At 53.1% G+C, this 14,507-nt stretch carries 10 protein-coding genes; 9 read left to right on the forward strand and 1 reads right to left on the reverse strand.

The window, feature by feature from the left end:
- Nucleotides 1-392: 392 nt before the first annotated feature.
- The gene (ycaO, locus tag HX778_RS03875) at nucleotides 393-2,156 is read right to left on the reverse strand and encodes a 30S ribosomal protein S12 methylthiotransferase accessory factor YcaO (protein WP_038482815.1); all 1,764 of its coding nucleotides are present in this window, start codon (nucleotides 2,154-2,156) and stop codon (nucleotides 393-395) included.
- A 307-nt stretch (nucleotides 2,157-2,463) separates the two neighbouring features.
- Between ycaO and serC the strand changes: the two genes are divergently transcribed.
- The 9 genes from serC (at nucleotide 2,464) to HX778_RS03920 (ending at nucleotide 14,493) form a co-directional block, all read left to right on the forward strand.
- Nucleotides 2,464-3,549, forward strand: coding sequence for a 3-phosphoserine/phosphohydroxythreonine transaminase (serC, locus tag HX778_RS03880; RefSeq protein ID WP_038474040.1), 1,086 nt, complete (start codon nucleotides 2,464-2,466; stop codon nucleotides 3,547-3,549).
- A 77-nt stretch (nucleotides 3,550-3,626) separates the two neighbouring features.
- Nucleotides 3,627-4,910 (forward strand): 3-phosphoshikimate 1-carboxyvinyltransferase, encoded by a 1,284-nt coding sequence (gene aroA / locus HX778_RS03885; protein ID WP_176981376.1) that lies wholly within the window; start codon nucleotides 3,627-3,629, stop codon nucleotides 4,908-4,910.
- 192 nt (nucleotides 4,911-5,102) lie between these two features.
- Nucleotides 5,103-5,786, forward strand: a complete 684-nt coding sequence (cmk, locus tag HX778_RS03890) for a (d)CMP kinase (RefSeq protein WP_038474038.1) — start codon at nucleotides 5,103-5,105, stop codon at nucleotides 5,784-5,786.
- A gap of 123 nt (nucleotides 5,787-5,909) precedes the next feature.
- Nucleotides 5,910-7,583, forward strand: coding sequence for a 30S ribosomal protein S1 (gene rpsA / locus HX778_RS03895; protein ID WP_038474035.1), 1,674 nt, complete (start codon nucleotides 5,910-5,912; stop codon nucleotides 7,581-7,583).
- Between the two features lie 115 nt (nucleotides 7,584-7,698).
- Nucleotides 7,699-7,983 (forward strand): integration host factor subunit beta, encoded by a 285-nt coding sequence (gene ihfB, locus HX778_RS03900; RefSeq protein ID WP_008461182.1) that lies wholly within the window; start codon nucleotides 7,699-7,701, stop codon nucleotides 7,981-7,983.
- Between the two features lie 201 nt (nucleotides 7,984-8,184).
- Complete coding sequence (locus HX778_RS03905; protein WP_176981331.1) at nucleotides 8,185-10,452, forward strand: ComEC family protein; 2,268 nt, start codon at nucleotides 8,185-8,187, stop codon at nucleotides 10,450-10,452.
- Between the two features lie 37 nt (nucleotides 10,453-10,489).
- Nucleotides 10,490-12,238, forward strand: a complete 1,749-nt coding sequence (gene msbA, locus HX778_RS03910) for a lipid A ABC transporter ATP-binding protein/permease MsbA (RefSeq protein WP_176981332.1) — start codon at nucleotides 10,490-10,492, stop codon at nucleotides 12,236-12,238.
- A complete protein-coding gene (gene lpxK / locus HX778_RS03915) occupies nucleotides 12,235-13,218 on the forward strand; it encodes a tetraacyldisaccharide 4'-kinase (protein WP_176981333.1) in 984 nt (327 codons plus the stop codon). The genes msbA and lpxK overlap by 4 nt, the downstream gene beginning before the upstream one ends.
- Nucleotides 13,219-13,260: 42 nt before the next feature.
- The gene (locus HX778_RS03920; protein ID WP_176981334.1) at nucleotides 13,261-14,493 is read left to right on the forward strand and encodes a winged helix-turn-helix domain-containing protein; all 1,233 of its coding nucleotides are present in this window, start codon (nucleotides 13,261-13,263) and stop codon (nucleotides 14,491-14,493) included.
- The last annotated feature ends 14 nt before the right edge of the window (nucleotides 14,494-14,507 follow it).

The raw sequence follows: 14,507 nt of genomic DNA on the forward strand, positions 1-14,507 counted from the left end.
CTCTTATTTAATTCGGCGAGGAGATACTAACAAAGCATTATAGAGTAAAAATTGATGTGGATCATATCTCGCCAAGCTAATAGGCACTGAAAAAGCAGGTCTTTATCTGTTTTTCAGCATAACTAATTGATTATACATGAAAAAATAAATTTTAATATTTATAGATAAAATTGAATCCAGCCCGTTCCTCGCACAAAAATGGTTAATTACAATGGGGTATTTTTATATTTCGATAACATTATTTCCGTTGTCGATAAATAATCATTTACCCTAAATTAACCAAAAGATTACATAGTAAAATATTATTGTTGCAATAATAAAATGGGGCGCAAAAAGCGCCCCACAATATAGCTCAGACCCGGTGCAGTGCGCACCTGTAAGTTGTCAGTAAATCACTTTACCTGCCAATATTTGGCTTTGGCACGCTGTAATTTTTCGTAAGCCTGCAACAAAGCCTGATGCGCCGGGAAGGCTTTCAGGTCTTTGTCGACCGGCTGCAGGCCGTAGAACGCTGCTTCACCGCTCAGCGCTGCGCTTGCGGCATCCACGGCTTCTGCACCGTACATGCGTACAAATGCGTTCAGGTATTGCAGTGGCTGGCGTTCTTCTTCCTGCGACAGCAGCAGCAGAGTCTGCAGGCAGCGGTAGTAGTTAGCGCGCTCCGGGCTAAAGATGGAGGCGTTAAACTCCATGGTCCACTCGGTCCAGATCAGCGCCTGCTCAAGGTCACCGCCGGCGAGCGCCAGCATGGCTTTCAGCTCGCCAATACGCAGCGTGTACCAGCCGTTATCTTTCCCGGTTGCCAGACCAAGTAATTCGCGCACGCGGGTGAAGTCATCGTGGCCTTCATCGTCCAGTTGAGAAATCAGATCCAGGTAGTCCTGCTGTTCCCATTCGCTGTCCGGCAGGGCAAGTATAGTTTCACGCAGGTGGCTGCCCATGCTGTTGTTGGCCAGCAGCAGGTCTTCTGCCGGATAAATATCTGACATGCCCGGGACGATAATACGGCAAGCGTAGACATCCAGGTGTTCGTAATCGGCGATATACACTTCTTTATCTTCAGACTTGAAGATAGCCATCAGCGTGGCGAATTCTTCTTCTGTTGTGCCGGCGAAGCTCCAGTCAGCAAACGGATAGTCCGCATCCTGCTTGAACATGTCCCAGGAGATCAGGCCGCTGGAATCAATGAAGTGAGTTTCCAGGTTAGCGTGTTCGGCCACCTCTTCATCATCGAAGGTTGGAGGCGTAAAGACATCCAGATCTTTCAGGCCACGGCCCTGCAGCAGCTCGGTAACGGTACGCTCCAGCGCTACGCCAAAATCAGGGTGTGCGCCAAATGAAGCAAAACAGGTTCCGTTTGCCGGGTTAAACAGCACCACGCAGATAACAGGGTATTTGCCGCCCAGAGAGCCGTCGTAAGCGAAGATAGGGAAACCTTCGTCTTCAAGCGTCTTAATGGATTCCACGACGCCAGGGTAGCGCGCCAGCACCTCTTGCGGGATTTCCGGCAGGCTGATGCTTTCGGCGATGATGCGGTTCTTAATATGACGCTCAAAGACCTCAGAGAGACCCTGGACGCGAGCTTCATTCGCCGTGTTACCCGCGGACATGCCGTTGGAAACATACAGATTGCCAATGATGTTCATTGGGATATAAACGGTTTGCAGATCTGACTGGCGGGTAAACGGCAGGGCACAGATACCGCGCTCTTCATTGCCGGACTGCAGATCGATAAGCATCCCCGCACCAACTTCATTCTCCGGATCGTAGAAAGCACGCAGGCGATCGTCGAGGATACCTTCAGGGAGTTGATCGTCTTCCGGCAGTGGGAACCACTTCTCATTCGGGTAATGAACGAATGGGCCGTTAGCGATGGTGTCGCCCAACCAGAAGTCCGCGAAGAAATAGTTAGTCGACAGACGTTCAAAATATTCACCCAGCGCGGATGCCAGCGCGGCTTTTTTGGTCGCGCCTTTGCCGTTGGTGAAGCACAGAGCGCTGTCTTTGTCGCGAATATGCACTGACCAAACGTTCGGTACCGGGTTAAGCCAGGAGGCTTCTTCGATATTGAAACCGAGGTCGGTCAGCTTTTTCTGGAAGCGGGCGATGGAGTCTTCCAGGGCGGCATCTTTGCCGGGGATAAATGTCTGGGTCATGGGGTTCACTTTAATGGTACGCGAAACGCGCAATGATACGGGTTTTACCGGTAGGACGCTATCTTCCGCCCGGCGCAGGCGACGCTAGCATAGCAGGCTCTGTGGCATTGCTGTAACCCGGTGAGGATGTGGTTTTTGGGTCTTACCGCCGGAAATCGGGCAATTTTTTCACCTGCCGGGAGATTGTGTTGTGTGATTTTGCGCACATTACTTCCCCGCACGGGATTAACCGTTGCAACACTGCGCCGCTGAATGATAAAACCGATAATGTAATAAAAACTTATTGCTCGAGGCGTGGTGAGGGGAAATGACACAGGTATACAATTTTAGTTCTGGTCCGGCAATGTTACCGGCTGAAGTACTTCGTCGTGCACAACAGGAGCTGTGCGACTGGCACGGTCTGGGCACTTCCGTAATGGAAATTAGCCACCGTGGCAAAGAGTTTATTCAGGTCGCGGAAGAGGCGGAAAAAGATTTTCGCGATCTGCTGCAAATCCCCTCCAACTATAAAGTTTTATTCTGCCACGGCGGCGGCCGCGGTCAGTTTGCTGGCGTACCGTTGAATATCCTCGGGGACAAAACCAGCGCGGATTACATCGACGGCGGCTACTGGGCGAACAGCGCGATAAAAGAAGCGAAAAAATACTGTCAGCCTGTTGCTCACGACGTGAAAATCACCGTGGACGGCAAGCGCGCCATCAAGCCGATGAGCGAGTGGCAGGTTTCTGACAACAGCGCGTTTCTGCACTATTGCCCGAATGAGACCATCGACGGCATCTCCATCGACGAAACGCCTGATTTTGGCGATACCGTAGTTGCCGCTGACTTCTCTTCCACCATTCTTTCTCGTCCTATCGACGTTAGCCGCTTCGGCGTGATTTATGCCGGTGCGCAGAAAAACATTGGTCCGGCTGGCCTGACGCTGGTTGTGGTGCGTGAAGACCTGCTGGGTAAAGCGCATAAAGCATGCCCGTCAATCATCGATTACACCGTGCTGAACGACAACGATTCCATGTTCAACACACCGCCAACCTTCGCATGGTATCTCGCGGGGCTGGTCTTCAAATGGCTGAAAGAGCAGGGTGGCGTGGCCGCAATGGATCGTATTAATCAGGCCAAAGCCGAGCTGCTGTATGGCGTGATTGATAACAGCGATTTCTATCGTAACGACGTGGCCGCTTCTAACCGTTCCCGGATGAACGTGCCGTTCCAGCTGGCAGATAGCGCGCTGGATAAAGTGTTCCTCGAAGAGTCCTTTGCGGCAGGCCTGCATTCGCTGAAAGGCCATCGTGTCGTAGGCGGCATGCGTGCCTCTATCTATAACGCCATGCCGCTTGATGGCGTAAAAGCGCTGACGGACTTCATGGTTGAGTTCGAACGCCGCCACGGTTAATGATTGCACTAGTATTTCGCCCCGCGGCTCGCCTGCGGGGTTTTTATTCTGTTTGAGTTGAGAGTATTTTTCCCATGCTGGAATCCCTGACGTTACAACCCATCGCGCTGGTCGACGGCACCATTAATCTGCCTGGTTCAAAAAGCGTTTCTAACCGTGCTCTGCTGTTGGCCGCGCTAGCCAAAGGGACGACGGTGCTGACCAATCTGCTGGATAGCGATGATGTCCGCCATATGCTTAACGCGCTGAAGGCGCTGGGCGTTAGCTATACGCTTTCGGCGGATCGCACCCGTTGTGAAGTCACCGGCGTGGCTGGGCCTTTGCAGGCAGAAGGCGAGCTTGAGCTCTTTTTAGGCAATGCGGGTACGGCAATGCGTCCTCTGGCCGCAGCGCTGTGCCTCGGCAGCAATAACATTGTGCTGACCGGCGAGCCGCGCATGAAAGAGCGTCCGATTGGTCACCTTGTTGATGCGCTGCGTCAGGGCGGGGCGGAGATTGATTATCTCGAGCAAGAGAATTACCCGCCGCTGCGCCTGCGTGGGGGCTTCAACGGCGGCAAGGTTGAGGTCGATGGCAGCGTGTCCAGCCAGTTCCTGACCGCGCTGCTGATGACGGCTCCTCTGGCGCCAAACGACACCGAAATCACTATTAAAGGCGAGCTGGTATCTAAACCTTATATTGATATCACGCTGCACCTGATGAAAACCTTTGGCGTCGAGGTGGAAAACCGCGACTACCGCAGCTTTGTCATCCGTGGTGCGCAGGAATATCAGTCGCCGGGAGCTTACCTGGTTGAAGGCGATGCCTCATCTGCCTCTTACTTCCTGGCTGCAGGTGCGGTTAAAGGCGGCGTGGTGAAGGTGACCGGCATTGGCCGTAACAGCGTTCAGGGCGATATCCGTTTTGCCGACGTACTGGAAAAGATGGGGGCGAAAGTGACCTGGGGCGATGACTTCATTAGCTGCGAGCGCGGCGAGCTGAACGCCATCGATATGGACATGAACCATATCCCTGATGCGGCAATGACTATTGCGACAGCGGCGCTGTTTGCTAAGGGCACGACCACGTTACGTAATATCTATAACTGGCGAGTAAAAGAGACCGATCGTCTTAGCGCGATGGCTACTGAACTACGAAAAGTGGGCGCAGAAGTCGAAGAGGGTGAGGATTATATTACCGTTACGCCTCCGGCTAAGCTGACGTTTGCTGAGATAGGTACCTATAACGATCACCGTATGGCGATGTGTTTCTCGCTGGTGGCTCTGTCCGATACGCCGGTGACTATCCTTGATCCTGGCTGTACGGCAAAAACTTTCCCTGACTACTTCGAGCAGCTGGCGCGTATCAGTACTCCGGCATAATCCCCTAAGAAACCGCATCACCTGATGCGGTTTTTCCGATCTCTACGATTCCTTACAACGCACGTTGCGCAATTCTTCTACACTCAGCCTGATTCCCGAGGATATTTGCCCGGAAAGATAACAGTCCTGGCGGTTGCGGCGTATAATGCGCGGCGTTTACAACCCGCGAATCCAGCGATAGAGGAGAAAACGATGACGGCATCCGCCCCGGTAATAACGATTGATGGCCCAAGTGGCGCCGGTAAAGGCACGCTTTGTAAGGCGATGGCCGAAGCGTTGCAGTGGCATCTGCTGGACTCTGGTGCGATTTATCGCGTCCTGGCGCTGGCCGCGCTGCATCACCATGTTGATGTCGCTTCCGAAGATGCGCTGGTTCCTCTTGCTGCACATCTGGACGTTCGTTTTGTCTCCACCGACGGCAATCTGGAAGTGATCCTTGAAGGGGAAGATGTGAGCGGTGAAATCCGCACTCAGGAAGTGGCAAACGCCGCCTCTCAGGTCGCCGCGTTCCCGCGCGTCCGCGAAGCTCTGCTGCGCCGCCAGCGCGCTTTCCGCGAAGCGCCGGGCCTGATTGCCGATGGCCGTGATATGGGCACCGTGGTGTTCCCGGATGCGCCAGTGAAAATTTTCCTTGATGCTTCCTCCGAAGAGCGTGCCCACAGGCGCATGCTACAGTTGCAGGAGAAGGGCTTTAGTGTTAACTTTGACCGCCTTTTGGCCGAGATAAAGGAACGCGACGATCGCGACCGCAATCGCTCTGTAGCGCCGCTGGTACCCGCTGCCGATGCTTTAGTACTGGATTCCACCAGTATGAGTATTGAGCAAGTGATTGAAAAAGCGCTACAATACGCCCGCCAAAAGCTGGCTGTTGCCTGATAAAGGCAGACAAGCCTCAGAATTAGTAGTACCCCCGCTGCAACGGAGTGTGAGCGGGTATGTAAAACAACCCCATCCGGCATGAGGCCAGATGGACGTTAATCTAACTTTTGAAGATTAAACATGACTGAATCTTTTGCTCAACTATTTGAAGAATCCCTTAAAACAATCGAAACCCGTCCGGGTTCCATCGTTCGTGGTGTTGTTGTTGCTATCGACAAAGACGTCGTTCTGGTTGATGCGGGCCTGAAATCTGAATCTGCAATCCCTGCAGAGCAGTTCAAAAACGCAGCCGGCGAACTGGAAATTCAGGTTGGCGACGAAGTTGACGTTGCACTGGACGCAGTAGAAGACGGCTTCGGTGAAACCCTGCTGTCCCGTGAGAAAGCTAAACGTCACGAAGCTTGGATCACGCTGGAAAAAGCTTACGAAGAAGCTGAAACTGTGGTCGGTGTTATTAACGGCAAAGTTAAAGGTGGCTTCACTGTTGAGCTGAACGGTATTCGTGCGTTCCTGCCAGGTTCCCTGGTTGACGTGCGTCCAGTTCGCGACACGCTGCACCTGGAAGGCAAAGAGCTTGAGTTCAAAGTTATCAAGCTTGACCAGAAGCGCAACAACGTTGTTGTTTCCCGTCGTGCGGTAATCGAGTCTGAGAACAGCGCAGAGCGCGATCAGCTGCTTGAAAACCTGCAAGAAGGCATGGAAGTTAAAGGTATCGTTAAGAACCTCACTGACTACGGCGCATTCGTTGACCTGGGTGGCGTTGATGGCCTGCTGCACATCACCGATATGGCATGGAAACGCGTTAAGCATCCAAGCGAAATCGTGAATGTTGGCGACGAAATCACCGTTAAAGTGCTGAAGTTCGACCGCGAGCGTACTCGTGTTTCCCTCGGCCTGAAACAGCTGGGCGAAGATCCATGGGTCGCTATCGCTAAGCGTTATCCAGAAGGTACCAAACTGACTGGTCGCGTGACCAACCTGACCGACTACGGCTGCTTCGTTGAAATCGAAGAAGGCGTTGAAGGCCTGGTTCACGTTTCCGAAATGGATTGGACCAACAAAAACATCCACCCATCCAAAGTTGTTAACGTTGGTGATGTAGTGGAAGTTATGGTTCTGGATATCGACGAAGAACGTCGTCGTATCTCCCTGGGTCTGAAGCAGTGCAAAAACAACCCATGGCAGCAGTTCGCTGAGACCCACAACAAAGGCGATCGCGTTGAAGGTAAAATCAAGTCTATCACTGACTTCGGTATCTTCATCGGCCTGGACGGCGGCATCGACGGCCTGGTTCACCTGTCTGACATCTCCTGGAACGTTGCAGGCGAAGAAGCAGTTCGTGAATACAAAAAAGGCGACGAAATTGCAGCCGTTGTTCTGCAGGTTGACGCAGAGCGTGAGCGTATCTCCCTGGGCGTTAAACAGCTCGCAGAAGATCCGTTCAACAACTACGTTGCGCTGAACAAGAAAGGCACTATCGTTACTGGTAAAGTAACGGCAGTTGACGCGAAAGGTGCTACAGTTGAATTAGCAGACGGCGTAGAAGGCTACCTGCGTGCTTCTGAAGCTTCCCGTGACCGCGTTGAAGATGCAACTCTGGTTCTGAACGTTGGCGACGATGTTGAAGCTAAATTCACCGGCGTTGATCGTAAAAACCGTGTAGTGAGCCTGTCTGTTCGTGCTAAAGACGAAGCTGACGAGAAAGATGCAATCGCGACTGTTAACAACAAACAGGAAGAAAGCAACTTCTCTAACGCAATGGCTGAAGCATTCAAAGCAGCTAAAGGCGAGTAATCGTCCGAGCGTTGTATCCCGGCTTCTGCCAGGGTATAAAATCAGGGCGGCTTCGGCCGCCCTTGTTCGATTGAGAGCTGTAAGCTAATTTTCCTGAATGGAAACCGGAGGAATCATGACCAAGTCAGAATTGATCGAAAGACTTGCAACCCAGCAATCTCACATCCCTGCAAAAGCGGTAGAAGATGCGGTGAAAGAAATGCTGGAGCATATGGCCTCTACGCTCGCCGAGGGTGAACGTATTGAAATCCGGGGTTTCGGCAGTTTCTCCTTACACTATCGCGCTCCTCGCACCGGACGTAACCCAAAAACCGGCGACAAAGTGGATCTGGAAGGTAAATACGTTCCGCACTTTAAGCCAGGTAAAGAGTTGCGTGACCGCGCCAATATTTATGGCTAATTCTTTAGATTTAGCAGAAATGGCACCTCATATGAGGTGCCATTTTTTTTGCCTGTACCGCTATTTTGCGAGCCGTTATCCACAACGGCAGCGCAACGTTGTTTACCTGGCGTAAGTTGCCCAACCTATCTCGTGTTCTCCTGATAACTTTCTGACTCTACAACAAGACTGGTGCACACTGCCTGCAACAAGGAGGTGGATGTGTTTTCAATACCCGCGGTTGCCGGCGCCGTTCTGTTTAGTTCTCTTCCTCTGCTATGGCTACCGGTTATCCCGGAAAGAGATGGCATTCTTTTACTTCTGGCTATTGCACTGGGGTTGGCCGGAATGTTTGGTCGCCTGCGCTGGGTACGTTATCTGGTGCTGTACCTTCTATTACTGAGCTGGAGCCTTCTGGCCGCGAGGCAAATGCTGGACGCGTTTGCTGATTTTGGGCAAAAACCGCTGACTGCCCAGGTGAGAATTACGCGCAGCGATGGTGAAAAACGGCATGAGATACAGATAGTGAAGCTGGACCAGCGCTATCTGTTTCCTGCGCCTGGCGTAGTATTAAGAAATAGCAATCTGCCTGAGTCCGCCTGCGAAGGGCAGATCTGGCAGATGACGCTAAGGCTTCGCCCGGTTCATTCGCAGCTTAACGAGGGTGGTTTTAATGGTCAGCGTTACGCGCTTTCACAGCTTCTGCCGTTTAACGGCAGCGTGCTGAAGGCCAACCTCTTATCCGAACGCTGTAATCTTCGCGGGAAATGGCTACAGCGAGCCAAAAACGCCACTGCGCATCTGCCATGGCAGGGCGTCATTATTGCCCTGGGGTTTGGTGAGCGGATAGACGTTAGCGATGATGTCAAAAAAATTATGCGTTACACCGGCACCGCGCATCTCATGGCAATTTCTGGCTTGCACATTGCGTTAGCCGGGGGCATTGGCTGGCTGTTTGCGCGGGCGCTACAGTTTTGCCTACCGACCTTCCTGATCGGCTATCGTTTTCCCCTGTTAATGAGCTTTAGCATCGCGCTATTTTATACCTGGCTGTCGGGCATGAATCCTCCTGCCGTAAGAACCCTGGTCGGTATGGGGATCTGGCTGGTGCTACGTCTTAGCGGCAGAAAGTGGTCCTCGTGGGAAGTCCTGCTTTGCTGTGTGGCCGGCATTGTGTTTAGTGAACCGCTGGCTATTTTGGCGGAGAGTTTTTGGCTGTCTGCTCTTGCGGTCTGCGGGCTTATCTTTTGGTATCAGTGGGTGCCGCTGCCGCGTATGGCCATCAATCGCTGGCTTCGGCCTTTTGTCGATCTGCTTTACCTACAAACGGGCGTCACGTTACTGCTTATTCCACTTCAGGTGGTTTTATTTCACGGCGTAAGCCTGACCTCGCTGGCAGCCAATCTCTTCGCCGTGCCTTTGATTACGTTCGTTAGCGTTCCTTTGATACTGGCTGGAATGGTATTTGGGGAGTTACCGGGGATTGGCGAGTGGATTTGGTCTCTGGCGGATAAATCGCTGGCAGGCGTATTTGCACTTTTGGTCGGTTTACCTCAAGGCTGGAGGGAGGTGGATCGCCGCTATCAATTTTTGGCGTTCATTGCCTGGTGGGCCGTGATGGTGTGGCGGACAGGCGTTTGGCGAAGTTCTTCTGTGACGGTGGCAACGGTGCTGCTTTTAATGACGTTTCCTTTTTGGCGTAAAAACGATGCCAATAGCTGGGCCGTTCATATGCTTGATGTCGGGCATGGACTCGCGGTTGTTATCGAACGAGAAGGGAAGGCATTACTTTACGACACGGGAAATGCATGGCCAGGCGGTGATGCGGCAAGAGCCGTGATTATTCCGTGGTTAAAATGGCGTAACCTGCAGCCTGAGCAGGTGATTGTCAGCCACGAACATCTTGACCATATTGGCGGACTAAAAAGCCTTCAGCAGCAGTGGCCGGCGCTAAGTATTCGTAGCCCTTTGCGCTGGAAAGGGCATGAACGCTGTTTTCGCCCCCAACAATGGCAGTGGCAGGGGATTCAGTTCGATGTTCTGTGGCCACCGGAAGGGTATGAGGGAACCGGAAATTATCGCTCCTGCGTAGTGAAGGTCAGCCTGGGTGGCTTTAGCCTGTTGCTGACGGGAGATATAGAGGCAAGTGCAGAATTGGCTATGCTAAGAAAGCGCTGGCAAACGTTAACAGCCGATGTTTTGCAGGTTCCTCATCACGGAAGCCGAACATCATCCAGCGGGCCGCTGCTCCGGGCGGTGTCCGGTAGCGTGGCGCTGGCTTCAACTTCGCGCTATAACGCCTGGAGGTTACCGTCGCCAAAGATAATCGATCTCTACCGAAAATACGGTTATCAATGGCACGACACCGCGCAGTCGGGGCAGCTGACAATTGAAATAAAGGGTGATAAATGGCAAATCTCTGGCTTTAGAGAACAAATATTGCGCCGTTGGTATCATCAGTGGTTTGGCGTCACCCGTGATAATGGGTAGAATATGCGGCTATTTCATAAAAGGCTGGTTCGACTTAATGCAGAACGATAAAGATCTCTCCACGTGGCAGACTTTCCGCCGGCTCTGGCCGATGATATCCCCATTTAGAACGGGTCTGATTGTGGCTGGGATTGCGTTAATCCTTAATGCTGCGAGCGATACCTACATGCTTTCGCTGCTTAAACCATTACTGGATGATGGTTTTGGTAAAACGGACTCGTCAGTGCTGATATGGATGCCGCTGGCCGTTATTGCCCTGATGGTGCTGCGTGGCATCACAAGCTATGTCTCCAGCTACTGCATTTCATGGGTATCGGGAATGGTGGTCATGAACATGCGTCGTCGTCTGTTCAGCCATATGATGGGCATGCCTGTCGCCTTCTTCGATCAGCAATCTACGGGGACGCTGCTGTCGCGCATTACCTACGATTCCGAACAGGTGGCTTCTTCTTCCTCAAGCGCGCTGATAACCGTGGTGCGTGAAGGCGCCTCTATCATCGGCCTGTTTGTGCTGATGTTCTGGTACAGCTGGCAGCTGTCGGTGATTTTAATCGTGCTGGCCCCAATCGTCTCGTTTGCTATTCGCTTTGTTTCTAAGCGCTTCCGCAATATCAGTAAAAATATGCAAAACACCATGGGGCAGGTAACAACCAGCGCCGAGCAGATGCTGAAGGGCCATAAAGAAGTGCTCATCTTCGGCGGCCAGCAGGTGGAAACCGATCGCTTCGACAAGGTCAGCAACCGCATGCGTAACCAGGGGATGAAGCTGGTTTCTGCTTCCTCTATTTCTGACCCGATTATTCAGCTGATTGCTTCATTCGCTTTAGCCTTTGTGCTGTATGCCGCAAGCTTCCCAAGCGTGATGGAAACGCTCACTGCAGGGACCATCACGGTCGTCTTCTCTTCCATGATTGCGCTGATGCGCCCGCTGAAGTCGCTGACTAACGTTAACGCCCAGTTCCAGCGCGGAATGGCCGCCTGCCAGACGCTGTTCTCTATCCTCGATTCCGAGCAGGAAAAAGACAGTGGCAAACTGGTTATCGAACGCTCTAAAGGCGATGTTGAATTCCGCGATGTTACTTTCACCTATCCAGGGCGTGATGTTCCTGCCCTGCGTGACATCAACCTGATCATTCCAGCAGGCAAAACCGTTGCTCTGGTTGGGCGTTCTGGCTCCGGTAAATCGACGATTGCCAGCCTGATCACCCGTTTCTACGAGCAGGAAAAAGGCAGTATTCTGATTGATGGTCAGGACATCCGCGAGTATACCCTTGCCTCGCTGCGTAACCAGGTTGCGTTAGTCTCCCAGAACGTTCATCTGTTCAATGACACTATCGCCAATAACATTGCCTACGCTCGCACCGAGCAGTTTTCGCGCGAAGATATCGAAAAGGCCGCACGTATGGCCTACGCCATGGACTTCATCAGCAAGATGGATAACGGGCTTGATACCGTGATTGGTGAAAACGGCGTGCTGCTTTCCGGCGGTCAGCGCCAGCGTATCGCTATCGCCCGTGCGCTGCTGCGTGATAGCCCAATCCTGATCCTTGATGAAGCGACCTCTGCGCTTGATACCGAGTCCGAACGCGCTATTCAGGCCGCTTTGGATGAACTGCAGAAAAACCGTACTTCACTGGTTATCGCCCACCGTCTGTCCACTATCGAGCAGGCGGACGAAATCGTGGTGGTGGAAGATGGCCGAATCGTTGAGCGTGGCCCTCACCAGGCGCTGCTGGCTCATCGCGGGGTTTACGCCCAGCTGCATAAGATGCAATTCGGCGAATGATAGAGCGTATCTGGTCGGGAAAATCGCCTCTCTACCTGCTGCTGTTGCCGCTTTCCTGGCTGTATGGCCTGGTCAGCGGCGCTATCCGCCTGTCTTATCGCATAGGCTTGCGTACCTCCTGGCGTGCTCCGGTGCCTGTTGTTGTGGTTGGGAACCTGACGGCGGGCGGCAACGGAAAAACGCCGGTCGTCATCTGGCTTGTAGAGCAACTGCAGCAGCGTGGCGTTCGCGTGGGCGTGGTGTCTCGTGGTTACGGTGGCAAAGCCGCCGCTTATCCTCTGGTGCTTAACGCACAAACTACACCTTTTGAAGCCGGAGATGAGCCAGTGCTTATCTTCCAGCGTACCGGTGCGCCCGTCGCCGTTGCCCCAAAACGCAGCGAGGCTGTGAAAGCCTTGCTGAAGTCTGCGGCTCCGCAAATTATTATCACCGACGATGGTTTGCAGCATTACGCCCTGGCTCGTGATAAAGAAATTGTTGTTATCGACGGCGTACGTCGTTTTGGTAACGGCTGGTGGTTACCCGCAGGGCCAATGCGCGAAAGAGCGGGGCGCCTGCGCAGCGTAGATGCCGTTATCGTTAACGGCGGTGAATCTCTGGCTGGTGAAATTGCCATGCGTCTTAAACCAGGGCTTGCCATTAACGTTCTCAGCGGTGAGCGTCGCCCGTTGGCGGATTTCAGCGACGTTGTGGCTATGGCCGGTATCGGCCATCCACCGCGTTTCTTTGCTACGCTGGAACAGGCCGGCATCACGCCGGTAAAAACCGTTGCGCTGGCCGATCACCAGGCGATTACCGAACAGGATATGCTGAATATTGCGCCGGCTAACCAAACGGTAATGATGACGGAAAAAGATGCGGTGAAATGCCGTGCCTTCGCCGAAGGGCATGCAAACTGGTGGTATTTGCCGGTTGATGCGCAGCTAGATTCACCCCTCGCTGAAACGCTGCTCAAGGAGTTATTGGGGCTGGTGCGTTAGTTTTGCGGCACCGGTTATTTGTTCGCTGATTACAGGTGTGCCATGACCGTTGTGCAACTTTCATTACGAGCAGCCCGGAATCTGCACCTTGCGGCCCAGGGGCTGCTGCAAAAACCTCGCCGCCGGGCGCGTCCCTCTGACGTTGCCGACGCTATCTCCCGCATGTCGCTGCTCCAGATTGATACCATCAATATCGTAGCCCGCAGTCCGTATCTGGTGTTATTCAGCCGCCTTGGGCACTTTGAACCCGGCTGGTTAGACGGGGCGCTGGCAAACGGCGAGCTGATTGAATACTGGGCCCATGAAGCCTGTTTCCTGCCGAAAAAAGATTTTTCGCTTATCCGCCACCGAATGCTGAGCCCTGAAAACATGGGTTGGAAATACCGTCCTGAGTGGATGAAAGAGCATGCGGAAGACATCAGGCAGTTACTCGCTTATATCGCAGAGAACGGCCCTGTACGCTCCGCCGACTTTGAACATCCGCGTAAAGGCGCAGGCGGCTGGTGGGAATGGAAGCCGCAGAAAAAACACCTCGAAGGGCTGTTTACCGCCGGGGAGGTTATGGTTACCGGGCGGCGAAACTTCCAGCGCGTTTATGATTTAACCCATCGGGTTATGCCGCACTGGGACGATGCCCTGCATCTTGTTAGCCAAGCTGAGGCTGAGCGACAGATGCTTGAAAACAGCGCCCGTAGCTTAGGGATCTTTCGCCCTGAATGGCTGGCGGATTACTATCGACTGAAAAATCTGGCCTTAAAGCCCCTGGTTGAAGCCTGGCTCTTATCGGGCAATGTTATTCGCGTTCAGGTTGATAAGCTGGGCGAGATGCTGGTGCATCATTCGCTGTTGCCACAGCTGGAGAAAGCGCAGCAAAATCAGCTTAATGCCACCCACAGCGCGGTGCTGTCACCGTTTGACCCGGTGGTTTGGGATCGCCGCAGAGCCGAGGCGCTGTTTAACTTTTCTTACCGCCTCGAATGTTATACCCCCGCGGAAAAACGCCGCTATGGCTACTTTGTTCTGCCGCTGCTGCATAAAGGTGTGCTGGTTGGCAGGATGGATGCCAAAATGCACCGCAAACAGGGCGAACTGGAGGTGATAAGCCTCTACCTTGAAGAGGGCATTAAGGTGACAGATTCTTTGCAGGCAGGCCTGCGTGGCGCGCTGAGCGATTTTGCACGCTGGCAATCGGCTACGCAGCTTACCTTCGGCGTCCTGCCTGCAGAACTGAGAGAAAGCTGGGGAACAGGCTGGGAAATGGCCCCGGCGGGCTAGTCATTTATGCTATT

Source organism: Cedecea sp. P7760, assembly GCF_013386425.1.
GTDB classification, from domain to species: Bacteria; Pseudomonadota; Gammaproteobacteria; order Enterobacterales; family Enterobacteriaceae; genus Cedecea; species Cedecea selenatireducens.